Source organism: Hyphomonas atlantica corrig. (genome assembly GCF_000682715.1).
Lineage (GTDB): Bacteria > Pseudomonadota > Alphaproteobacteria > Caulobacterales > Hyphomonadaceae > Hyphomonas > Hyphomonas atlantica.
Window position 1 is genome coordinate 335,294 of sequence record NZ_AWFH01000001.1, and the last position, 23,269, is coordinate 358,562.

Annotated in this window: 14 protein-coding genes; 2 read left to right on the plus strand and 12 right to left on the minus strand. The window is 58.9% G+C overall.

All coding sequences use genetic code 11. From position 1 onward, the window contains the following. Positions 1 to 117: 117 nt before the first annotated feature. Both HY36_RS01645 and HY36_RS01650 read right to left on the minus strand, forming a co-directional pair. Positions 118 to 399 (minus strand): hypothetical protein, encoded by a 282-nt coding sequence (locus HY36_RS01645; RefSeq protein WP_162175928.1) that lies wholly within the window; start codon positions 397 to 399, stop codon positions 118 to 120. Between the two features lie 91 nt (positions 400 to 490). Continuing rightward, on the minus strand, positions 491 to 1,201 hold the full coding sequence (locus HY36_RS01650) for a molecular chaperone DjiA (RefSeq protein ID WP_035547377.1): 711 nt from the start codon (positions 1,199 to 1,201) through the stop codon (positions 491 to 493). 188 nt (positions 1,202 to 1,389) lie between these two features. Here HY36_RS01650 and HY36_RS01655 point away from each other — a divergent pair, with 188 nt between their 5' ends. After that, a complete protein-coding gene (locus tag HY36_RS01655; RefSeq protein WP_035548231.1) occupies positions 1,390 to 1,935 on the plus strand; it encodes a fasciclin domain-containing protein in 546 nt (181 codons plus the stop codon). Between the two features lie 68 nt (positions 1,936 to 2,003). Here the strand turns inward: HY36_RS01655 and HY36_RS01660 are convergent, their stop codons facing one another. The 6 genes from HY36_RS01660 to dusA form a co-directional block, all read right to left on the minus strand. Continuing rightward, positions 2,004 to 2,885, minus strand: a complete 882-nt coding sequence (locus HY36_RS01660; RefSeq protein ID WP_051602387.1) for an ion transporter — start codon at positions 2,883 to 2,885, stop codon at positions 2,004 to 2,006. An 89-nt stretch (positions 2,886 to 2,974) separates the two neighbouring features. Beyond that, positions 2,975 to 3,445: a YybH family protein gene (locus tag HY36_RS01665; RefSeq protein ID WP_035547379.1), complete on the minus strand. Its 471-nt coding sequence runs from the start codon at positions 3,443 to 3,445 to the stop codon at positions 2,975 to 2,977. 47 nt (positions 3,446 to 3,492) lie between these two features. Next, complete coding sequence (locus HY36_RS01670; protein ID WP_051602388.1) at positions 3,493 to 5,217, minus strand: AmpG family muropeptide MFS transporter; 1,725 nt, start codon at positions 5,215 to 5,217, stop codon at positions 3,493 to 3,495. After that, the gene (locus HY36_RS01675) at positions 5,214 to 6,704 is read right to left on the minus strand and encodes a response regulator (RefSeq protein WP_035547381.1); all 1,491 of its coding nucleotides are present in this window, start codon (positions 6,702 to 6,704) and stop codon (positions 5,214 to 5,216) included. Before HY36_RS01675 ends, HY36_RS01670 begins: the two co-directional genes overlap by 4 nt. Positions 6,705 to 6,739: 35 nt before the next feature. Further along, positions 6,740 to 8,296, minus strand: a complete 1,557-nt coding sequence (locus HY36_RS01680; RefSeq protein ID WP_035547384.1) for a YifB family Mg chelatase-like AAA ATPase — start codon at positions 8,294 to 8,296, stop codon at positions 6,740 to 6,742. A 90-nt stretch (positions 8,297 to 8,386) separates the two neighbouring features. Continuing rightward, positions 8,387 to 9,358: a tRNA dihydrouridine(20/20a) synthase DusA gene (gene dusA / locus HY36_RS01685; RefSeq protein ID WP_035547388.1), complete on the minus strand. Its 972-nt coding sequence runs from the start codon at positions 9,356 to 9,358 to the stop codon at positions 8,387 to 8,389. A 142-nt stretch (positions 9,359 to 9,500) separates the two neighbouring features. On the opposite strand from dusA, the gene HY36_RS01690 reads away from it, so the two are divergent. After that, entirely contained in the window at positions 9,501 to 10,172 is a 672-nt protein-coding gene (locus HY36_RS01690) for a 4'-phosphopantetheinyl transferase family protein (protein WP_035547390.1), read from the plus strand. On the opposite strand, the gene HY36_RS17545 is transcribed toward HY36_RS01690, so the two are convergent. The 4 genes from HY36_RS17545 to HY36_RS01715 all read right to left on the minus strand — a co-directional run bounded on the left by HY36_RS17545 (position 10,169) and on the right by HY36_RS01715 (position 23,180). After that, positions 10,169 to 16,273 (minus strand): beta-ketoacyl synthase N-terminal-like domain-containing protein, encoded by a 6,105-nt coding sequence (locus HY36_RS17545; protein ID WP_081805975.1) that lies wholly within the window; start codon positions 16,271 to 16,273, stop codon positions 10,169 to 10,171. The genes HY36_RS01690 and HY36_RS17545 overlap by 4 nt on opposite strands. After that, positions 16,270 to 17,130 carry an SDR family NAD(P)-dependent oxidoreductase gene (locus tag HY36_RS01705; RefSeq protein ID WP_162175929.1) on the minus strand — a complete coding sequence of 287 codons (861 nt, stop codon included), beginning with the start codon at positions 17,128 to 17,130 and terminating at the stop codon, positions 16,270 to 16,272. Before HY36_RS01705 ends, HY36_RS17545 begins: the two co-directional genes overlap by 4 nt. Positions 17,131 to 17,720: 590 nt before the next feature. Beyond that, positions 17,721 to 21,635, minus strand: coding sequence for a type I polyketide synthase (locus HY36_RS01710; protein WP_051602390.1), 3,915 nt, complete (start codon positions 21,633 to 21,635; stop codon positions 17,721 to 17,723). Between the two features lie 27 nt (positions 21,636 to 21,662). Next, on the minus strand, positions 21,663 to 23,180 hold the full coding sequence (locus tag HY36_RS01715; protein WP_081806001.1) for a PfaD family polyunsaturated fatty acid/polyketide biosynthesis protein: 1,518 nt from the start codon (positions 23,178 to 23,180) through the stop codon (positions 21,663 to 21,665). Positions 23,181 to 23,269: the final 89 nt, after the last annotated feature.

Genomic DNA, 23,269 nt, shown 5'->3' on the forward strand with positions numbered 1-23,269 from the left:
TAACACTGACACGAGAACGCTACATTTGTAGCGAGTCCGCGTCAAGTGGAACGTATGCGCCATCCCTTGCAACAGTATTGCAGCGCTTCGTAACTCAATTGTCGGAAAATATCGCGCCTACTCGACCGTCCAGCCGCGCGGCGTACGCCGGGCATCAAGTGTCATGGGCTGTTCATCTGGGCGCTGGGGCGCCGTGCGGCGTACACCCCTACGACCAGCAAACCGCATGACCAAAGCCGCCGCCGCAAGCAGAACGCCCGCAATTGCGGTCATCAGCGCCAGCATTCCGGCGAACAAGACGAGCAATAACCCAATGCACAATTGCGCCGCCAGGCTGATTGCACCTGATACGGCACCTGCAAGCTGAAAACGGGCGGAACTGGAAGCGGTGTGGGTCATCATTCTCTCGTCTGAACAACAAACATGGCGTCAGCGTTGCGTTCCGTCAATGGAATGCAATGCCGATACCATGTGAAATCACGCAATTGCCTCAATCGGGCCGGATGAGCAGGCCGCGTTCCGTGCGGATCTGGGCATAGGCCGCCGTGATCGACGCAGCCTTGGCGTGGGCTGCATCTTCGAATTCCCGTGGCGCGCCCATCTGCACAACGCGGTCAGGGTGATTGTCCGCCATCAATTGACGATATGCTGCGCGAATGGCGGAAAAGTCTGCATCATGCGCGACGCCAAGAATGTGATAGGGATCGTCCCCGTCTGGCCCCAGATGACTGGCCTTGATGCGGCGGAATGTTTGCTCAGTGAACCCAAACGCCTCGGAAACCGTGCGCAAATAATCGAGTTCATCGGCCGTAACAACGCCGTCTGCCCCGGCAATCTGAAACAGACCGTCCAGCACGCCTTCCAACAGGCAAGGACGGTCGTGATAACGACGGCCAATCTTGCGGGCATACCCTTCATAGCCGCGAACCGTCTGGCGGGCGATGTTGAATACGCGACGCACGCTGTCGGCATCTTCCGGCGCAGCGCGGAACACCCGCGAAAACGTCATGATCTCTTCGTCAGACACATTGCCATCCGCGACGGCCAGCTTGGCGCCAAGGCCAACAACCGCCGCTGTGAAGCCGACATCGTTCGGATCTGGCGCGCAGGCGAAATCGCCCCCATCGGCGGAATCGCCGTCGGAGTGATCCGGGTCGAACAGGCGACGTCCGCCTTCAAGCAGTCTGGTCCACAAAGACATTTCCCGCAAATCTATACCCCATTTTTCCAGATTTGGGAGAGCGGCATGCTGACAGTTACGTGAAGTACTGCTCACAATTTCAATCATGAATAATTTTTTAGATTCTGATCCCGCACGCAGGTGGCTCGTACAGAGGGGCGCAGGTGGATATGGTTCCACCCGCCAATTCATATGTTGGACCCCCAGTTATGAAACACCTCATCGCGCTTTCCGCCGCCCTTGCCCTGACCGCAGCTCCTGCATTTGCCGAAACCTGCCAATATACGAAGCAAAAGACTGCCCATCAGGTTGAAGCCGAATTGGTCAAAGGCGAATGGACCAAGATGGACATTGTCGACACCGCAGCAGAAGCTGGACAGTTCGAGACGCTTCTGGCGGCCGCCACCGCTGCCGGCCTGGTTGACGCCCTGAAAGGTGATGGCCCGCTAACCGTTTTTGCGCCAACCGACGAGGCCTTCGCTGCACTGCCTGACGGCACGGTCGAAACTCTGCTGCTGCCGGAAAACAAGGACCAACTCGCCGGGATCCTGAAGCTGCACGTTATCGCCGGCAGCAAAGTAACGTCAGATCAGCTCGCCGGACAGACACTCACCGTCGACACGCTGAATGGTGAAGTCGCGATTGACGGCACAAATGGTGTGATGGTGAACGACGCGACCGTCGTGAAAGCAGATGTCATGGCGTCTAATGGTGTGATCCACGTCATCGACAAAGTACTGCTGCCGAGCAGCTAGGTCTGTACTGAAGCGCTAGAAATCTGGCCCGCCTGAAACTCTTCTGGCGGGCCTTTTACTACGGTCGACTACTTCCTTTGAGACTCGACGACTGCCCGCAACGCGGCAATCTCTGACCGCATATCCTGGATCGCGCTCAATACGGCAACACGCCCCTTCTCCGCCGTCATCAGCTCGCCTTCCAGCTCCTCCTCGATCTCGTCGAGTCCCTCTTCAATGATGGCCTGCTGCTCTGCTGCCAGCGAGTCCACGATGAGCGCGATGAAGAGGTTCAGGATGGCGAAGCTGGCAATGAAGATGAAGATCAGGAAGAAAAGCCAGGCGTATGGATTGCCATCGTCAATAACTTTCTGAACCACTTCGAAACGCCAACCATCCATCGTCATGACCTGGAACAGCGAATAGGCAGAGCGCGGCAAATCTCCGAACAGCTCCGTGACTTCCTCATTGTCCGTATTGCCGAACATGTTGGTAGCCATGACTGCGGCGACATACGTGATCAGTGCAAGCACGGCGAAAATCGCGCCCATACCCGGAAGCGCCTTCATCAGCGCTTCCGTAATCCGGCGCATCATTGGGACAATGTGCAGGAGACGCAACACGCGCAGCACACGGAGTGCCCGCAGCACACCAAATGCGGCACTGCCTGGCACCAGCGATACGCCGATCACGATGAAATCGAACCAGTTCCAACCACGCTTGAAGAACTGCATCCGATAGACGATCAGCTTCAACAGGATTTCGACCGCAAATATGTATGTGATGGACTGGTCGATGACATCCAGCGACCGTACCAGACCGGACGGCAGGCTCGCGCGATAGGTAAGGATACCCAGGATCACAGCATTGATGATAATCAATGCGATGATCGAATGTCGGAACCACGGCTTCTCAACCATGGCTTCCAGAGCAGAATTATGCGTGTCGAAATCGAGCGTTGCGCGTTTCATGGTCTGTGCCGTTCCCCTCCGGTCGATAGGCCACAAGGCGTTCTGCCCGCAACTGCCCGGCATGCCAAGTCATCGGATGTGGATCGCGCCTAGTCGGCTGACGTTGTCGTGTCCGACACGATGACCCATTCATCAGCGATCTTGCGCATGACCAGCGTGTAGAGACCGGACGGGTTGTCGCCATCTACCTCCAGCATCCAGCGGCCATGCGCGATGGCCGCATCAGGGGAAAGCAGTTCGATCTCATAGTCCGAGGTGATCAATTGGCCCATCTTTTCGGGCGTGTCATACCGCTTTTCGTATCGCTCCAGCGTCGCATCCCATCCCCGCGCGACGTTGCCACCTGAAGCGAAGCGCAAGTTCGGCGACTGCCAATAGCCCGCCATGAATGCCCGGATATCCCCGCGATTCCAGGCCTCGTCCTGCGCCTGCAGCACGGCAGTTATTGCGGCGGCCTCCTGCGCTTCAGCTGCGCCGCTCAGATGAGACGATGGCTCAGAATACGTAGCGCACCCTGTAGCAAGGATCGGCAAAATGACCGCGAAAACAGCTGACCGCATCACAAATCTCCTGGTTCGGATCCGCCTCAAAAAAGCGGGGCAATGTCCTACCGTTTCAGATAGGCCTGACGGGCCCATTCTAGGGCACTCAGCGCAACCGCAACACCCCCTAGCCAGAAGGTGATGATGAACACGTCATAAAAGCCGTTCTGCTCGATCATTTCGCCAAGCCATGGCCGCCCGAGCGTGCCGATCAGCATCGTCAGGGACGCCAGCAGGGCATATTGAACCGCAGCGAAACGCGGGTTCACCACGGACGTTAGGTATGCCGTCATCGCCACAAGCGCGAACCCGCCCGCGATGTTTTCAGCAAAGATCGTCACCATCAGGCGCGCCATGCGCTGGCCTTGGTCTGACGCGATCATCACCTCCTCCGGCTGCAATTTCGCGGCCCATTCGGCAAAAGCAATCAGCGGCGCATCGAGATGCGTGAACGCGAGGAAGCCATCAACCGCCGCCGCGCCAGCGGCAAGGTCTGCGTACAGCAGATTGGTAACCGCCGCGACGATGCCGCCAACGAAAAAGACAGGCATCCGCCCCAGCACAGCGATCAATGTCGCGCCAATCAGCGACCCGAGAATTGTGGCGACGACCCCGAAAAATTTCGAGGCAATCGCAACATCGTCCAGCGTGTGGCCGAGGGCATCGAGATCAGTGCGCAGATAGAAGGGATAGGCGAACGATCCCCAGACAGCATCCGTGAACCGGTAGGTCAGCGCAAGAGCCAGCACGAGAATTGTCCACCAGCCGAGCCGGGAAATCAGTTCCATCAACGGATCAAAGATCGCCCGAAACAGGGTGGAGAGCAGCTTGTCACCACGTGTCTGCCCCGCAACAAATAGCGGCGCTTCGGTTGCGACGGCCTTCTGCGTGAACACAAGCAGCGCCGCCACAACGGCCGGTAGCACAACCGTCAGCAAGACAATGATAGGCCCCTGCTCTGACACGAAAACACGTGATGAAATATCAGCGCCAAGCGCCAGCTTTCTCACCACAAAGATACCGATCAAGGTGAAGCCGACCACCCAACTGAGCGATACGACGACGACGGCAGGCAGCGTCACTCTCCTTCGCAGTGACGGCAGGAAGCTCATCCGGCTCGTATCTGGCTTTGAAGAAGATTCCGGCTCCGGCGCAAGCAGACTGCCCAGGACAGTGAAGGCAATGAAGACCGCCATCATGACGTAGGAAACGGTCCATCCAACGCGCGCAGCGACCAACAGGGCGAGGAAACCGGATATGAATCCGCCTGATTTGTAACCGAACTGATACAGCGCCGACATCAGATCCTTGTCTTCTTCGGATCGCGCCACCTCGATCCGCCACGCATCGAGGATCAAATCGTGCGTCGGCCCAATTATGGTGATCACGAAACAGATCAGCGCGACGAGGCCTATGTTCTCGGGCGGATTGCTGAAGGCCAGAACGATCAGGAGCAGCGCTATCACCGACTGGCACAGGACCAGCCAGGATCGCCGCCCCCCAATACGCAAGAAAGGTACATTCCGGGCACGGCCAAACATGGGGGCCCACAAATACTTGAACGAATAGCCGAGCGAGACCAGCGCCAGAACGCCGATTGTGTCCGTATCGATTCCTTCCTGCGTCAGCCAGGCGGAGAGAACCCCGACAACCGCGCCATAGGGAATACTTGCCGCGAATGAGAGGATCAGCATCGCCGCCATACGGCGATCCTTCAACGCCTTGAAGGCGCGAACAGCGCGTGAGGGCTCTTTCACCGCGGGCGGCGTTGGCGCCGATGTATCGCTCATGCGGCGCCTTCGCGCCGGGCGGCGCCGATCGTCCAGTTGATGGCAAGTGTCCGCAAGGCTTCAGCATCCAATGGCTTGGCAGCAACCCCGTCTGCGCCGACCGCCTTGGCTTCGCGTTCAATATTCGGGTTCATTTCGGCGGACACTGCAATGATGGGCATGCGACCGCCGTGCTCGCGGATACGCCGCATGGCTTCAAAGCCATCCATAACAGGCATGCGCAAATCCATCAGGACGAGGTCAGGGGTCATCTGGGCGACAGTCTCCACGGCTTCGCTTCCGGTGGAGGCCACAGTGACGCTAAAACCGGCCGATTCCAAGGCACGACGTGCGATCAAGGCGTTTACCGGATTGTCATCTGCAATCAGAACATGACCTGCGCCGGTTTTCTGTTCCGGCTCGTCCGGCGCCAGCTCTCCCGACCTCACGACAAAGACGCGCTCCGCAATTGATGACGCGCGAAGCGGGCGAACCAGCCAACCGGCACATCCGAGACTACGGAAGCGATCAATTGCGCCGCGATCCTCCGGTCGCAAAACGACCAGAGATGGCTTCTGACTCGCAAAACTGCGGACAAGCATTTCGCGCAAGTCTGCACCGATGAGCAATACATCGACATTGGCTGGGACATCGGGATTGGACGGATTGATCAAGACAGTTCGCACGGACGCCCCGTGCAGCGCGGCCGCGGCGGCGAGGGTCGAGGCAGCAGGCAACCCAACCAGTCCGACAGTCATTTCCAGTTTCGGAAGATCATGGGTTGGCGCCATGTCTGCTTTGGCAAGCGGCAGAAACACATCAAAAGACGTGCCCAGTCCTGGCGCGCCCGAAATCTCGACCTTGCCTCCAAGCAAATCTGTCAATCGTTTGACAATGGCGAGCCCCAGGCCGACGCCGCCATCATTGAACGCATCGCGCGTGGTGGACTGCGTGAACGCGCTGAACAAGTTCTTGCGATCTGCTTCGGCAATGCCCGGGCCGGTATCAATGATCCGGAATTTCAACCCCTCTTCAAGGGCGATCACATCCAGCAGAACCGCCCCTTGCTGGGTGAATTTCAGAGCATTCCCCACCAGATTGAACAGGATCTGCCGTATACGACCGGCATCCCCGGAATATGTCGGCATCGGCAGAGGATTCGCCCTGACAGCAAGATCAAGTCCGGCGGCGTGGGCGCGAGGACTGAGCAGCTCAATCACTTCGCGGCCAAGGCGGACGGGGCAGAAATTTTCGACTTCCAGATCAACCGCTGACGCATCCAGACGGGCATAATCAAGCACATTGTTGAGAAGATCGAGAAGCCGCGCGCCGCTCATACGGATAGCTTCAGCATACTCTCTTTGGGCTGGCGCAAGCTCCGTTTCCAGGAGCAAGGATACAGTTCCGAGAATGCCGTTCAGCGGCGTGCGTATCTCGTGGCTGGCCGTAGCGAGGAATGTGTCTTCCGGCTTACCGACCTGTTCGGGGGATTTTGATGCGTCCGTCATGCCCCTCCCCATAAGGCAAAGCCTTTAGCATTCGTTTAACCGACGAGCCCGTCCTGCGCCGGAATTGTTGATGCTTCCGGCCCTCCAGCCGGGCGATGCCGATAGGATAACGCCTCCGCGATGTGGATACGGCGGACGCCTTCTGATCCTTCCAGATCAGCAATCGTGCGCGCCACCTTGAGGACGCGGCTATAGCCCCGTGCCGTCAATTGAAGCCTGGCGGCTGCATCTGACAACAAGGCCGCACCCGCCTCATCGGGGGCAGCCGATTTCTCCAACTCCGGCAGCGGCGTGTCAGCGTTTACAGGTCGGCACGTATCGCTTGCCATATGCGCCAATCGCTCGGTCTGAATATCGCGCGCCCGGGCAACGCGCTCCCTCACTTCCGCAGAGCCTTCTGCGGGCGGCGGCAAAGCCAAGTCCACCGCTGTCACGGGTGGCGTGTCGTAGTAAAGGTCAATCCGGTCAAGAAACGGGCCGGACAATCGCGCCTGATATTGCTGTGCACAACGCGGGCCGCGCCTGCATGCGGCCGCGCCCGGTCCTCCCCCGCAACGACAGGGATTCATGGCGGCGATCAGTTGAAACCGGGCTGGATAGCGCACATGCCGGTTGGCACGCGACACGACGGCTTCGCCCGCCTCCAAAGGTTGACGGAGACTGTCGAGAACAGTGGCCGTGAATTCCGGCAACTCGTCCAGGAACAAGACGCCATGATGCGCCAATGACACTTCACCCGGCCGGGCCTTTATGCCGCCGCCGACCAGCGCCGCCATTGACGCAGAATGGTGTGGTGCCCGAAAGGGCCGACGACGCGACAGTCGCCCTCGTTCCAGCAATCCGGCTATGGATTGTATCTGGGAGACTTCCAGCAATTCCCGAGCAGACAGTGGAGGCAATATCCCCGGCAAGCGCTGCGCCAACATGGATTTACCTGAGCCCGGCGGCCCGCAGAACAGGAGATTATGCCCGCCGGCAGCGGCAATTTCGAGCGCGCGCTTGGCACCCTCCTGGCCTTTGACATCCCACAGGTCTGGCCCCGCAGGCGGTATGGCAAGCTCCCCCGGCTGAGGCGGGGAAATTACTGCGCGGCCCGTAAAGTGATTGATCAATGCGATGAGGCCAGTTGCCCCGACAACGCTGCCGCCCGCCCAAGCCGCCTCTGCGCCACAAATCTGTGGGCAGATTAGCTGGAGATCCATTGCCTCTGCTGCCATAGCCGCAGGCAACACACCTAATGTCTCCCCCAATGAGCCGTCGAGAGACAACTCGCCGATCGCTGCATAGGATTCGAGCTGATCTGGCGGGACCACGCCCATCATGGCGAGAATTGCCAACGCAATTGCCAGATCGTAATGGCTGCCTTCCTTGGGCAAGTCCGCAGGCGCAAGGTTCACAATCACACGCTTTGGTGGCAATGCGAGGCCAAGAGACGCGAAAGCAGCCCTGACACGTTCGCGGCTTTCGCCAACAGCCTTGTCCGGAAGTCCGACAATATGAAATGCGGGTTGCCCGCCCGTCATTTGCACCTGCACGTCGACGGGTTGCGCCTCAACACCTTCAAACGCAAATGTCGTGACCCTGCAAACCATGTCCAAACCCCTTCAACCTGGGTGAAATGGTTAACAGAACTCCGCGAACAAATAAAGAACGAAATTCCGAAAAGTTGAAACGCCTTTACATCAGGCGTCGTGCATCACAGCGCTGAGCGCTTCGTCCAGAACCTCAAGGCCCGCGCCCTTTCGCACCGCTTTTTCAGACAGGGTACGACGCCACTGACGCGCACCGGGGCGGCCATTGAACAGACCAAGCATGTGCCGCGTCATGCCATGCAGTCCCATACCTTCTGCCAGGCGTTCCGCCATGTAAGGCCGATATGCTTCGATTGCCTCGAAAGGCGATACCGCTGCCCCTTCGCCAAACAGGGCTGCGTCGATCTCTCCGAGCAAGGCGGGCGTCTGATAGGCCGCGCGCCCCAGCATAACACCATCGAACGTATCCAGATGCTCTAGGCAATCTTCAAGGGTCGTGATGCCGCCGTTCAGAACAATGGTCAGGTCGGGCCGGGCAGCCTTCAGCCGCGCGACAAGTCCGTAGTCGAGCGGCGGAATATCCCGGTTCTCTTTCGGGCTGAGCCCTTTCAGCCAGGCTTTGCGCGCATGCACCGTAAACACATCACACCCTGCGGCGCTTACGGTTTCAACGAAGCCAAACAGGGTTTCTTCCGCTGGCAGATCGTCAATCGCGATGCGACATTTCACTGTGACTGGAATGGACACGCGAGCCCGCATCGCGCTTACACAATCGGCGACTTCCTGCGGCCGAGCCATCAGGCATGCACCGAATGCCCCAGACTGAACCCGGTCTGATGGACATCCGCAGTTTATGTTCACCTCGTCATAGCCGAACTGTTCTGCAATCGCAGCGGCCTCGGCGAGCTTGACGGGTTCATTCCCCCCGAGCTGCAGGACGATCGGGTGCTCTGCCTCCGAGTAGCCAATCAAGCGCTCCCGATCACCATGAATTACCGCATCTGCGGTCACCATTTCTGACCAGAGCAGCGCACGCTTCGACAAGCACCGATGAAACATGCGGCAATGTCTGTCCGTCCAGTCCATCATCGGCGCGATGGAGAAAGTATAATTCAAAGGCATGGCGGAATTCACTTGAGGGCGGCGGATTGGAACGAGTGCGCCTTCTAGCGGAAATAAGTGGCTTGTGCATATTCTTCGCTGCACAATCGCGTCTTCTTACCGTTCCAAAAGTCACAGGCACAAGGCTTGCAGCTGGTTCTACATGGTTTCCATCAACCCATTCGCTTTCCATCTTGACGCTCATGTGCCGGATCACACGATTGTTCGGATCATGGATCATGCGGATGTTGACGTACACTCCAGCACGCTGAACACGGTGGATATCCAACGGCTTGCCATGCTCAAAGATGCGGGAAAGCGCCGCGATCTTGAACGCTCGCTGATCGCCGTAAAGCGGGAATTGGCGGATCTGACGGGAAAATCCGCCTCCCAAGTAGACGTGACGCACGATAGCAAGGGTGCCCCTGCCCTTTCATCCTCACCCGGCATGCACATTTCGATTTCAAGGACCGCTGGCTGGTCGGCCGTGGCAGTGTCGCGGCAAAATGCCTTGGGGATCGATATCGAGCATATGCGTCCCGTCGACTGGACGTCTATGCAGAACATGGTGTGTACGTCGGAGGAAACGGCATTTCTGTCCAGGCTAGGAGCTGATGCGCTCCCCGCCTTCTATCGTCTATGGACCGCAAAAGAAGCTGTGATGAAAGCCGTCGGCGAAGGATTTCGTATGGGCGCGCGCAGCCTGAGTCTTCCGAATGCGTTCCTGACAGGAGCAGAACCACACGCTCTCATTTCGACCGGACACGGAGTCTTCAGCGTAAGCTGCACTCATCATGATCATCTCATGGTCAGTTTGGCGACCGCCACAGACTAGACCCGGTCTTCCAGAGCAAGACTGAAGGGACCAACTTCATACACCCGAAGCCCATCACGCCACAGACTGCCACGAGCCGTAACCAGATATCCGTTTCCCCGCTCTTCAATCGAGGTGATTTCCATTACGGTTACGACCTCTTTCTTATCGGGCGTTACCTGACCTCTATAGCTCCATTTGAAGGGTGCGCCGGTGGCTATGGTTTCGAAATGCGGACTGCTCATCCCCTGATCCATTCCCTTGAGCAGGATGGCACGCGCAAGAAGCTGCGAGAGGGCATCGAGACCAAGTGAGCCTGGCTGAACTGGATCCTGATAAAAGTGCGCCTTGAAATACCAGGCATGAGGATCAACCACCTGTCGCCCTCTTATCAGACCAAGCCCCGCTTCGCCGCCCTCGGCATCAAAATAGTCAACGCGGTCAAGCATGCGAAGCTGGCCACTGGGCAGGCGTTTCTCGATCCTCTTCGTCTTCACATTCTGGCCTGGTAGTTCGAACGCGTCTCGGAAATGAGGTTTGTCTGACAGGCCCGCCTGCCGCGCCAGTGCGGCAGCCGGGAAGAAACCAAACTGGGTCGTCAACTCCAGTACAGGCTCACCGCTGGCCAAGCTTACCTTCACGGCAAATGTAACAATCGTCATTGGTCCGACACGGGAGAAAGCAGTCAGCTCACTGTCGACAACCAATGTGCCGTCTTCTGGTCTCAGTTCACGGTGAAGGACACCTTCGCCTTCCAGGTTTCGGAATTTGAGGTCCCCAGAGAGCGCGAAACCACAATGGCTGGCCAGCCAACCGCAAGGCTGCAGTGCTATCTCGGACAGAACGGCAAAAGGCATGGCACCATTGCGATTGTCGTGGAAGTACCAGGCATGTGGTGGAATGTCATATTCCGCACGAACCCGCGCGCCTTTTTCCGGAACTCCCGGACGCGTCGACACATCCAGAACGCGCGTCATCATATGATAGGGGTCCTGAGGCAGGCGCGGCACGATACCTTCCCGGTCGAACCGATCATACATGTCGCCGAAAGCTGCTGACGGCGCACCATTGGCGCAATCAAGCAAGGCTGCATGATCTCCACGACTCTCGCCCTGAGGGCCTGTCCGGATCGGTTGTTCAGCGACACGAGGCACCGGCCAATCCCTGCGCAAGCGCAGACCAAAGCGCGGGCAATGGAAGACCTTCTTGCCATCGGAGCTCGCCAATAAGGAGGCGTAGATTTCGGGGGCCTCGCCATCGACGATCTCATCGATGAACACTTCATAAGTCACGTCATGATCTGCATCCGGAATGACCTGTCCCCGGCACACGAACTTCGCCATATGCCCTGGCATTGGCTCAAAGACATAGCCATCCCGTTCGGTTAGCAGGCCCGCCGCCGCTGCGTAGAACTCCAGCGTCTGAACAGCCGCCTCTGCCATCAGGGTCCCCGGCATGCAGGGATCATTGTGGAAATGACCGTTGTAGAACCAGGCGTCCTTCGGCACATGCGCGCGAGCCTTGAGATACCCCCTGCCCCATGGGCCTCCATGTGGATCGAACATCTCCACATCATCGAACAAGGCAAGACGATCATCAGGCAAGCGATGCGGACGAGAGCGGGCTGCTGCCAGTTCGAACCCATCACCGAAGCAGGCCCATGCATCACCAGCCCGATAGGCTGCGATATCTTCGGCAGTGAAAGCGCGCTTGCGGCTGGCGCCCTCCGCCTTGAACTCTGCAGGCTGAGCGGTTGGTGGCGCGTCCTTTGTGGCATCCCACATGACGCCTTTTCCGGACGCAAGTTCGTCATCACTGAAGAAACCAGCCTGTCCATTGCGCACCGAGAAGACGCGACGATCACCCGCCAAACAATCGTATTGGAAGAAGAACATCCGCACGCCAGCCAATGTGGCGTGACCCGTTATCTCGATCTGGAAGCGTAGCGTTTCGCCAGGCTCCGGCAGGCCTCCGTCATGGAATGTGATTTCACACCCAAGCAGGCGGTAGACACGGTCATTCTGGTTCTTGAAGTCTGCCCCCATCCAGCCAATCAAGGTCAAATCCGCCTGGCCACTTTCAATCAGCGGCCCCGGCCTGATGCGACCGTCATGGATGAACCACTGGTCCCCAGTCAGATCCGTTTCGGTCCAGATGACACCGGTGCTCTCCACCCCTGCTTCAGCGTCGATTCCGGTAATCCGATCCACAAGCAGCAAAGGCGGCGCTGGCAGCCGAACTTGGCGGTCGTACGTATCCTGCTTCCTGAAGCTTTTACCAAAAAACTCCGACATTTTCTCGCGAGCAGATTTCTCAATCTCCGGATAATCCCAGTTTGGTCCCACCGGCGTACGCGGCAGCAAAGGCTCTGTACCCGCAATCACCTTGCGGGGCGGCGGTAATCGCCGGTCCGACGGAGGCGGCGCAAAGTGAACTGGCTCATCCATCGTCGCAGCGGGACTTGATGGAGGGTAGACAATATCAGAGAGCGCAGGTGCTGCGGGCATCCTGAAGGATGATGCAAGCGGGGGAACGATTGGCGGCGCGTAGGGGACCGGCCGAGTGAGTGGCCAAGCTTCGGGCCGCCTTGACGCATTGCGCCTCGCTGCGTCCAGTGCCTCCGCGACTGGCTTCATCTTGATGGCGCGCCCGTCTGCGAACAGGAATGCCGCCAACTCCGCAATCTGGGACAGGTCAGCAGATTCGATCCGGTCTGTGGCGACAGCCTTGAACTGCTTGCCTTCAAGAATGTTCGCCAGAGCCGATGTCAGTGTGTCTCGTGGGCCAAGCTCGACGAATGTTCGCACACCATCCTTCCATGCTCGCTCGACTGTGGGGGGAAAGTTTACCGTATCGACGGCCTGCCGGGTAAGCATGTCTGCTGCCAGTTCGCTTGTGGGCTCATAGGCTGCATTGATGGCGTTGGCATAGAGACGAACGTCTTTCCCTTTATGTAGCTTGCGCGTGTGCAGACGCCGCCAGGTTTCTGCGAATGGTTGCATCGCCTTGGCATGGACGATGAGGTGCTGATGCATCTTCGCGCCACTGCCGGGCCCCAATGCTGCGCAAACCTGTCGGCAGGCTTCGGCCGGGCCACCAATCATGCAGTCGGTCCGCGAATAAATGATCGTGATCTCGACACCGTCATGTTGTGTGACTTCTGCTTTTACGGCCTCAACCGGCGCCTGCACCCGCCAATTCGTCCAGTCCGCTGGAACGTTCGGTCCCCAGGCCTTTTTCGCAGTCTCGAAATCTCCTCCGATGTGACGCTCGTACATGGCCGCGTCAGAAATCTCGTCCAGCAGTGCGCCGGGATCTCGCCAGAATCCAAATGCGAACAGGGCATTGCTTTCGCCAAGCGACAGTCCGAGTGCGGCATCCGCTTTAACGCCGAGTATATCCTGCAGGAGGATCGCGTGTGCCTGGCTCAACAAGGTACCGGCGCACAATTGTTCAAATTCGCTCAGACTGGCGCGCGCCAACAATGGTGCAATCTCTTCAGCCTTGTCGAGTTTTGACAGGCGCTGACGCAATTCCGGAAATGCTGAAAGCAAGCCGCGCCCCATACGCGGATAGACGGCGGCCGATCCAGTAAACATGAAAGCCAGCTCACCTTCGGGCTTGCCCTCACCAAACTGAATGCCCTCCCCCTCGGGAATTTCATCCTGCTCCAACTGTTTTTGTACGGATTTCTGCCGCTCCCGAAGCGCGTCTTCTGTCGGCGCGAGAATTGCGATGCGGCATTTCCCTCTGCCCCCCGCCTTCCCCGATGCAATTCGACTCGCGAGCGTTGCCTTGTCCTTTCCGGCAGCCCAATACAAATATGGCGTCGGTCGCAAGGCATCCGGCACAGGCCTGGCGTCTGCAGGGCAGAAGGAGAGCGCGCCTGTACAATTCGCAGGCGTCGAGCGTGCTACAATTTCCAAGGCCTCTGGCGAACTTCGCAGATCGGGAATTGCCCCGCCAGCCGTCAGCAATTGGCCGCGCGCGGCCAATTGCGCGTTTAGCGCCAGATCGAACACGACAGATGCACACGGAGCGACTCCAAACACTTCGTCCAAGACGCTTTCAGTAGAGGTTTGTGTTCTGGTCCAGTCAACGAACTCTAACGATCCAAAATTGTGATCCTTGGCAGACGCTGCGTCATCCGCACGCTTGAGCACTAGCGCAGCAGCCTGGTCACCCGGCTGGACCGTGACTCCAAGTTCAGCCAAAACTGATGCTCTGACCGGCTCCGCCGCGAAGTCTGCCGCCGCAACAATCACCAAATCCAGCCGCCCGCTGCCGAGCGCCTCAAGGGCGAGATCAAGCGCGGCAAGGCCGGATGCCGCTTCCGCCGACACCGAGAACCCCATACCATGAAAATCGTGAGCGTAGGTAATGCGATTGGCCGTCATGTTCGCCATCGCCCCCAGCACTGTTGAGGCTTGTAATGGCGGCGCCACAGCGGCCTCGGCTTGCACCAGCGCATCAGAATCCGAGCGCAAGGCTGTGAGCGCAGACAGACGCTCTCTCAGCAACCAACGCGCAGAGTCCGACGCGCACCCGATTGCTGTGAAGATGCCGACGCGCTGAGGATCGACAGGTGTTACCGAGGACAGTGCCTCTTCAACGACATCCAATATCGCCAGCTGTTGCGGCTCGGCCTCAAGCAAATCCATTGGGGGTGTGCGAGCAGCTCTGGGGTCCGCGCCAATCTTCCGGCAAGGCCCGACGGGTTTCAACGGAGAATTCATGATCCTGCGCGTCACGGCGTCCGCACCGCGATCAGTTCCGGCCATGAGACCGGTGCCGCAAATCACCACTTGTGGACGTACGGATACGGGATCGATCGGCTCTCTTTGTTTCGCATTTGGATCATACTGATCCAGGATCAAATGGGCATTATTGCCCCCAAATCCGAAATTGCTGATCGCAGCTCGGCGGACACCGCCTTTCATTTTCCAAGGCGCGGCATTCTGGACGACGGTGAGTCCGCCCTCCTGAACTGGTCCGATCAAGTCCCCGGCGACCGGCGTTGGCGGCAAGCTCTCACGTTTGAAAGCTTCGGTCAGCTTCAGAAGACTGGCCAGCCCAGCCGCCGTGATCAGATGCCCGGTATTTGCCTTCAATGAACCAATGGCGAGAGTCTCATTGTCGGCGAACATTTCGGTGGATGCCTGCACTTCGACACCATCACCCGTCGGTGTCCCGGTCGCATGGCACTCCAGATAGGACACACTGGCCGGGTCCAGTCCAGCCATGTCATAGGCGCGCCGCATTGCTTCTCGCTGACCATCACCAGAAGGTGCCAGCAACCCTTTGCGTCGGCCATCATTGGACAGACCAATGCCGCGGATCACGCCATGAACCCGGTCTTTCTTGCGAACGTCAGATAAACGCTTCAAGACAACTGCCACCGCCCCCTCAGAGGGCACAAGCCCGTCCGCCCCCCTCACAAATGGACGGGATTGCCCGGTCGGACTGAGCGCTTTCAAAGCTTCGAACCCGATATGCAGGATAAGATTGTCCGCTGCGTTCACGCCCGCTACGAGCGCGCAGTCTATCGCTCCCGACTGCAACCTGCGGCAGGCGATCTCCAGCGCATAAAGCGAGGAGGCACAAGCCGCATCAAGGGAAAAGGCCGGACCTGACAATCCCAGAACATCGGCAATCAGGTGTGGCGGAAGGGACGCGTTCAACGTCGCTCGCGGATTGTCGGCCTTCTGCCCGGCCCAGAATTCGGCTGCATGTTCCGTGTGCGCCATAGACGGATAGGACAGGTTCGCGACGAACACGCCGCCCTTCCCCTTGCGAACTTTTGGTGTGCGCGCGTCAGACCATGCGTCCAGCGCAGCGCGCAAGGTCCACCCACAAACCGGATCAGCAAGTGCGGCTGTCTGCCAGGACTCGGAGGCGCTATCTGAACGGAGGGCAGCTTCGAACCCGTCAATGGTTCCCGACACATAAGCGCGGGAGAGCGCTTCCGACTCAGACAATCCCAGATGTTTGGCCGATACTGGCTCGTACACGATGCGCTTGTTGAACACGATATCGCCGAGCTCTGCCGGGCTCATTGCGCCTGGCAAAACACACCCCTGTCCGACGATTGCGATCGGTTCGAACTGGTCTGACCTACTCATCCTGCCCACTCATCCCCGATCAGAAGCTCAACTTCACTTCGTTCACCCTGTAGAATTTGATCAGCGAAGATACGTGCGCCATCTTCCAGGCCGATCAGGGAAATACCGCGCGAAGCAAAATGACCTGCGAGAGACGAGTCGACCATGCCGCCAGCCCAAGGCCCCCAGCAAAAGCTCTTCACAATGGCGTCAGGCAAATCGGCAGAGAGCTTTCTCGCCATCGCGCCCAACCAGGCATTCGCCATAGCGTAGTCACTCTGTCCGACATTTCCGAATACGGCCGATGCGGACGAGAAAAGGCCCACATGGCGGAGCTGTGATAGATCGATAGCCTCTAGCAACATGGCCAAGCCTTCAACCTTCGGCCCGAAAACATACGCGACATCTTCGCGGGATTTCTTGAGAGCCAGCCCATCCGACAGCACCCCTGCCCCGTGGACGAGCCCTGTAATGGAGCCATACTGTTGTGAGACTTTCGCAATGGCGGACTGGATACTCGCACGATCTGACATGTCGGTGCGTAAATACACTGCTTGCGCGCCGGACATCGAAATATCGTCCAGCGTCTCTCGAATCTCCTGACCCGCCAGCAGAGCTTTCGCCTGTCGATCGACGTCCGGAAGCGATGGCGTCTGACCGCTCGCGCGAGCGACCGAAATCAGCGCCCCGCGCAACTGTTTCATGTCGCTTGTAACGTCCATCCCTTCTGGCCACGAGACAATGTCTGAGCGGCCCGCGAGCACAAACACTGAGCCGGACTGTCTGCGAGCGAGCTCTTTCACACACGCCGCGGTTACGCCGCGCGCACCGCCTGGAACGAACCAGACATTTGACGCTTCGACGACGGCTCGGCTCAATCGAGGTGCTTGGTTAATTGCTTGAATGGCCGCTCCCTGCCGTGTCAAAACCGCGTCAGACAAATCGGTACCCAGAGCGGTCGTTACCAATTCGGCCCACCCAGTTACGCGTTCGCCAGCGGGCAAACTCCACGTCACCACATCATGGTTCGGCCATTCCTGACGCAAAGTTCGCGACAGTCCAGGCAGCCCACACAATTGATCAGCAGCCGCCTCAGAAGACGGCTCCAACATGATTATCCGAACACCGCGGTCATGAAACTGCCGACACAGATTCAAGGCCTGCCAATGCCGTTCCGTGACAGGAAGACCTGAATGCCCTTCCGTGAGGATGACAGTGCGAAAGTCATCAGATGCCTCGCCCAAAATCCCAGACTGCGCACCTTGCGACTGCAGGAACTCGACAAGGGCATATGCAAGCTCCGGCGCCGCACCCGATACTGCGAACGGCCCCTGCGCAGCGATATCGATAACCCTGCTGAAGGGCTGTGATGCGCCGAGTGAAACGACACGTACTGAACTTTCATAGTCCGGAACCGAACCGGCCTGAGGGCCGGGACGGGAGAGCGCAACTGGCGCTCCGCCGCCCCCTACCCAAAAAAATCAGCGATCGCCCGGATCGTGCGCAAGTCGGCAAGAACCTCTGGATCGACTTCCGGCAATTCCGGGTGCTGATCGCGCAGCGCGGACAAGATTTCCACCTGTTTGATCGAATCGACCCCAAGCTCGCCCTCAAGGTCCATGTCATCTTCCAGCATGTCTTCCGGATAGCCGGTCTTCTCCGCAATCAATGCCCGGACTGTATCGGCGGAAATGCCGCCATTGGCCGCGCCCCTTTCCGGCTCCGACACACTCACAGTCGCCGCAGCTGGGGCCGCCGCTCCCGTGCCGGATGCATCAATCATTTCAGCAATTGCCGAAATCGTGCGCAATTCAACAAGCTGCTCAGGGTCGATTTCCGGGAGGTCCGGCATGCGCTCTCTCAGCGTAGAAAGAATCTCCACCTGCTTGATCGAGTCGACGCCGAGTTCGCCCTCCAGATCCATGTCCGGTTCAAGCATATCCTCCGGATACCCCGTCTTCTCTGCAATTATCGCGCGGACCAGGCCAACCGAATCTGCCCCCAGTACCGGCTGCGTGACTGCAGGCGCTGCCACGGGCGCAGGACTGGCAGGTTTCGGCGCCGGAGCACTTTCTGGAACCGGTCCGGGTTCAGGTGCTGGCTCGGGCGCGTCCTCATGATAGGCCCCATTGGCTTGCGACTGAACGACAGGAGATGGCGCAGCAACGGGCGCCGGCTTCGGTGCTGGAGCAGGCGCGGGCAACGCGGCTGGCTTTGCCGGCTCGCTCGGCGTTTGTCCGGCAAGTTGAACCGCGACATTCAGAAATGCCGAATGCGCCGTCGACATGGCTGACATATAATCTGCGTGGCGTTGGGAAACTTCCTGCATGATACGCTCAGTGGTCGAAGCGGGTGCTGCAAGTGCGGAACTTTGTACCGAAGCGAAATACGGGCTCGGTGCTGACGGATCTTGGGTCATGAAAGCGCCTGTCTGTTCTGGAAGGTCTTGAGCAGCCGGACGTGGTGAAACACCAGCCCGGACCGAAGGAGGAGCGGATGATTCCGCCATGGTGGATTTCGTGGGCATCGCTGGCTTTTCGGGGTTCGGTGTCGCGCGCCCCTCAGCGCCTTTGGCCGGCGGATACGGCTTGTTGTAATTGCCGCCAGTGATCTTCACTGCATGCTTGGACGGAGCTGGATTGGGCGGTTGTGGCGGAAGTTCAGCAAACAGCGCCGGATAGTCGAGCTCGATTCCTGCTACGCCCAACGTAGCAATCGCGAGCAGGAACTGGTTCACCCCATTGCGCCGCTTGTGGTCCAGCGAAATGGCGAGATGAGGCCGATCACCCAATGTATGACCGACGAGACCTGTCACGACGCCGCCTGGACCGACTTCGACGAAAACCCTTGCTCCGTCCGCGTACATGGCCTCAACCTGCTCACGGAAACGCACCGGCTGGATCAGCTGGTCGGCGATGAATGCCGGCAATTCGGCGACTTTCGCATCATACTTCCGGGCGGTGGCATTCGCATAAACATCAAGTTTCGGCGCGCGGAGCTTCTGCTTAGCAAGCAGCTTTTCAAAAGGCGGCACCGCCTCTGCGACAATCTCGGAATGGAAGGCGGTGGCCACCGGAAGCATCCGCGCCTTAAGGCCTCGCGCGTCGCATTCCGCCTTGGCCGCATCAACTGCCTCCTGCGCACCTGAGAGGACGACTTGGTCCGGACCATTATCATTGGCGAGCACCAAGCCCTGCCCCACTTTTTGCAGTACGGGTTTGATCGTTTCTGCATCCGTCTGAACCGCAAGCATCGCGCCCTTGGTGTTGCCAGCTGCCTTCGCCATCAGGGCGCCGCGCTCCGCCGCAACTGTCAGCGCAGTGTCAGCATTCATTACGCCGCCAAGGTGCAACGCCATGATTTCCCCGAAACTGTGCCCGGCGGCCATGTCTGCTTTGAGGTCGAGCTGCGATAGCAGCCCCAATTGCGAGAGCGCGACCGCCGCGATGGCGGGCTGGGCATGCTGCATCTCTGTCAGAGTCTGCGTTTGAGCGCCGAAGTCTACTTGATCAAAGGCGGCAGGTGGAAAGGACAGTCGATCCAACCGCAACCTGCCGGTATGTTTGTGACCAGCCGCCCTGTCCCATGCTTCACGCGCCAAAGGGAAGGCCATCGCCAGATCAGAACCCATGCCGACATACTGACTACCCTGGCCAGAAAACATGAAAGCAGTTTTGCCAGTCAACGGCGCGTCCAGCGAGGCAACGCAATCAGCCTTGAACGGACGGACACCGATCTCGCCAGCCCTGATCTGCTGGGACAGGCTTTCTGTTTTTGACTTCAGATCCGCCAGAGACTCAGCAATGATTGCTGCGCGCGCCGGAGCGTCGGCCCTGAAGGCAGCGTGCGTTTGCGATGCGGCGTACGCCAGCCCGGCTTCGTCTAGCTGACCAGGGGTAGCCTCAATCGCGGAGGCAAGCGCATTGCCCGAATCCTCACTGAACAGAAACAGCTCTGCTGGCATCACCCGATAAGGCTTCGCCGCTGTCTTGCCGATATACTCCTCCAGCGTCACATGGAAATTGCTTCCGCCAAATCCGAATGAACTGACAGACGCGCGGCGCGGGCGCTTTTTGGGCGCAATCCAGGGGCGAGCCTCGGTGTTCAGGTAGAAGGCTGGGCTATCCTTGATGACTTCCGCAGGTTCTTCGATCTTGATTGTAGGCGGAAGGATTTTACGACTGAGCGCATTCACGACTTTGACAAGACTGGCGGCGCCGGCGGCGGCCTTCGTATGTCCGATCTGGGACTTGATGGACCCAAGCGCACACCAAGGCGCTTCAGACTCAACCTCACCGAAAACCAGATGCAGTCCATCCAGCTCAGCCTTGTCACCGGCTTTCGTCCCGGTGCCATGCCCTTCAACCAGGTCTACGGCCTCCGGGCCGTACCCCGCTTGCTCATAGGCACGCCTCAAGGCGCGCGCCTGCCCTTCTGGCACCGGCGCATAAATGGCTGTGCCTTTACCATCTGATCCACCGCCAAGTCCCCGGATCACCGCATGGATCGTGTTGCCATCGCGTTCCGCATCTTCGAGGCGGCGCAGCGCCAGCATGCCGATCCCTTCACCAAGCATGGTGCCATCGGCTTCGTTCGAGAACGGCCGGCAGTCACCTGTTGGCGACAAGGCCGGCGTTTTTGAAAAGCACATATACATCAGGATGTCATTGAGCGCGTCGACGCCACCAGTCAGCACCGTGTCGCTGTCGCCCGAGCGCAGTTCATGCAACGCGATGCTCAGTGCAGAAAGACTTGAGGCACATGCCGCGTCGGTGACCATGTTGCTGCCGCCAAGATCAAACCTGTTGGCAATCCGTCCGGCTACGACGTTTCCGAGCAGTCCCGGAAATGTCGCTTCCTGCCATTCGACATAGTGGCTTTCGATCCGCTCGGCGAGCGCAGTGACTTCACTTTCCGGCAGTCCGGCTTCGCGCATGGCATTGACCCAGACCGGCCGTTGGAGACGACCTGCCATATGCGCCGTCAACTCGGTAGCAGACGCTACACCCAAGACTACGCTCGTACGAGATTTGTCGATCCGACCCTCGCTATCACGCTCAATATCCTGAAGCGTCGCATATGCCGCGACCAGCGCCAGCAACTGTGCTGTATCCGTCCCCTCCATCGCCTTTGGAGGGATACCGAAGGTCAGCGGATCGAAAGCGACAGGATCAATGAACCCGCCCCGCCTGCCATAAGTCTTGTCCTTCGTCCTCGGATCACTGTCATAATAGTCTTCGGTCAGCCAATGCGTGGACGGCACATCCGACAGCAAGTCGCGTCCCTCGAACACATCACGCCAGAACCCGGTCACATCCCCGCGCCCTGGGAAGATCGCGCCCATGCCTACAATGGCAATCGGTGTGGCGGCTTTTGAACTCATGGCTTGCTGACCTTGTAAGACATCATATCAGAGAAACCTTTTTGGCGTGCAGGAGAACGCAGTGGGCGGCACAGCAATGCCTGCAGCGCGCATTTGCCCTGCTCGCGTCAATCGTGCCGCACCTTCCATCAGATTCAGGGCGATCTGGCGAACCGTCCGGTTCTCGATTGGCTCCAGAAATGTGCCAGCGACCCATTCATTGAATGCGCCCTGGGCTGGCCCGCACCAGATCTGATAGTCCGAGGCCTTGTCGGCCACACCCTCACGCGCCCATTGTGCGCCCATGAACAGATAGCGACGCGCCACGAGCGCCAGCCGCTTGTTCCCATCCGCCTCAGCGCGCGCCGCTTCCTTCGGGTTTGATTGCAGCATGAAGGCTCGTGTCTTCTGCCAGACATCGTCAAATGGCTCGCCCAATACGTCTTCCAGCCAGGCCCGATCCTTCTGTGTCATCGTTTCGAACGACAAGCCCGCCTTGTAGAGCGCGTGCAGTTTGCGCCCCCGCATGGCGAACAAGGTTCCGCGCTTCAGCACCTGCACCTCGACGCCCTGTTCGAACATGTCCGCTGCCGGAGCCATCCCGACATCGGCTGGCCCGGCCTTGGCAAGCAATTGTCGCGCAGGTTCGGACAAACCCGACTCGATAGCCGCCTGATTGATTGATCCGGTCAGGACATAGGCTGCGCCCATCTGGAACGCCGCCGCTACGCCGTGCGGTGTGGCAATGCCGCCGCCCAGGCCGATACGGATCATGTTCGCATCGATACCGGTTTCCGCGGCTACTTGATCACGCGCGATAGACAGAGATGAAAACAAGGGCGCCGCGGCGCGGTTGTCGGTGTGACCACCGCTATCCGCCTCAGCCGTGAGGTCGAGCGCGACAGGAACCTGCGCCGCAAGTTCGGCCTGCTCCGGCGATATGCGATTTTCTGATACCAGCGCGCGCAGAATTTTCTCTGGCGCAGGCTGCATGAATTGCCGCGCGACTTCAGCGCGCGATACTTTCGCGAAAACATGATTGGCGCGCCGGATGCTGCCTTGCCCGTCCCTGGACAAGCCAAGCGCTGTGTATCGGACGACTTCTGGCGACAAACGCATATAGGCTGACGCCGAAACGCGCCTGACGCCCATCGACAGGAACAAGTCCACGACTTCTGCTTCGTAGCCCGGCTGTTGGGGTGAATGAATCAGATTCGCACCCCAAGAGGTTTGCCCCTGCGCAATGCCTGCCTTGATTTCCTGTATGCCCGCCTGAATCGTGTCGGGCTTCAGTCCGGCGCTGCCATAGAACCCGACACATCCTGCCCGAACGGCTTCGATAACCATCCTGGGCGTGGCTATGCCCCGCGCCATTTCGCCGACGACATAGTTGAACCGCGCACCATGCGCCTGTGCAAACGCCGCGTCTCCCAGCCATTCCGGATAGATCGCAGGCAGAGATAAAGATCGCGCATCTGCCGACTTCGCAACCAGCACGCCATTCTGGACATGCACGTCCACATTCTCGCGAACGCAGTCCAGAATCTGATCCACCGACCGATCCATAAAGCCTTCCTGCCTATCACCCCCGAATTCTTCGGGATTCGATCCATTCTCAACGTCAACATGACGCCCGGCATTTGTGATTGCGAACC

What these genes read in the sequence shown, in the direction of transcription:
- HY36_RS01660 (WP_051602387.1), bottom strand. Translation starts at nt 2,885, where the DNA reads ATGAAACGCGCAACGCTCGATTTCGACACGCATAATTCTGCTCTGGAA.
- HY36_RS01655 (WP_035548231.1), top strand. Translation starts at nt 1,390, where the DNA reads ATGAAACACCTCATCGCGCTTTCCGCCGCCCTTGCCCTGACCGCAGCT.
- HY36_RS01670 (WP_051602388.1), bottom strand. Translation starts at nt 5,217, where the DNA reads ATGAGCGATACATCGGCGCCAACGCCGCCCGCGGTGAAAGAGCCCTCA.
- HY36_RS17545 (WP_081805975.1), bottom strand. Translation starts at nt 16,273, where the DNA reads ATGAGTAGGTCAGACCAGTTCGAACCGATCGCAATCGTCGGACAGGGG.
- HY36_RS01675 (WP_035547381.1), bottom strand. Translation starts at nt 6,704, where the DNA reads ATGACGGACGCATCAAAATCCCCCGAACAGGTCGGTAAGCCGGAAGAC.
- HY36_RS01645 (WP_162175928.1), bottom strand. Translation starts at nt 399, where the DNA reads ATGACCCACACCGCTTCCAGTTCCGCCCGTTTTCAGCTTGCAGGTGCC.
- HY36_RS01710 (WP_051602390.1), bottom strand. Translation starts at nt 21,635, where the DNA reads ATGAGTTCAAAAGCCGCCACACCGATTGCCATTGTAGGCATGGGCGCG.
- HY36_RS01690 (WP_035547390.1), top strand. Translation starts at nt 9,501, where the DNA reads ATGGTTTCCATCAACCCATTCGCTTTCCATCTTGACGCTCATGTGCCG.
- HY36_RS01665 (WP_035547379.1), bottom strand. Translation starts at nt 3,445, where the DNA reads ATGCGGTCAGCTGTTTTCGCGGTCATTTTGCCGATCCTTGCTACAGGG.
- HY36_RS01680 (WP_035547384.1), bottom strand. Translation starts at nt 8,296, where the DNA reads ATGGTTTGCAGGGTCACGACATTTGCGTTTGAAGGTGTTGAGGCGCAA.
- HY36_RS01650 (WP_035547377.1), bottom strand. Translation starts at nt 1,201, where the DNA reads ATGTCTTTGTGGACCAGACTGCTTGAAGGCGGACGTCGCCTGTTCGAC.
- dusA (WP_035547388.1), bottom strand. Translation starts at nt 9,358, where the DNA reads ATGCCTTTGAATTATACTTTCTCCATCGCGCCGATGATGGACTGGACG.
- HY36_RS01715 (WP_081806001.1), bottom strand. Translation starts at nt 23,180, where the DNA reads ATGGATCGGTCGGTGGATCAGATTCTGGACTGCGTTCGCGAGAATGTG.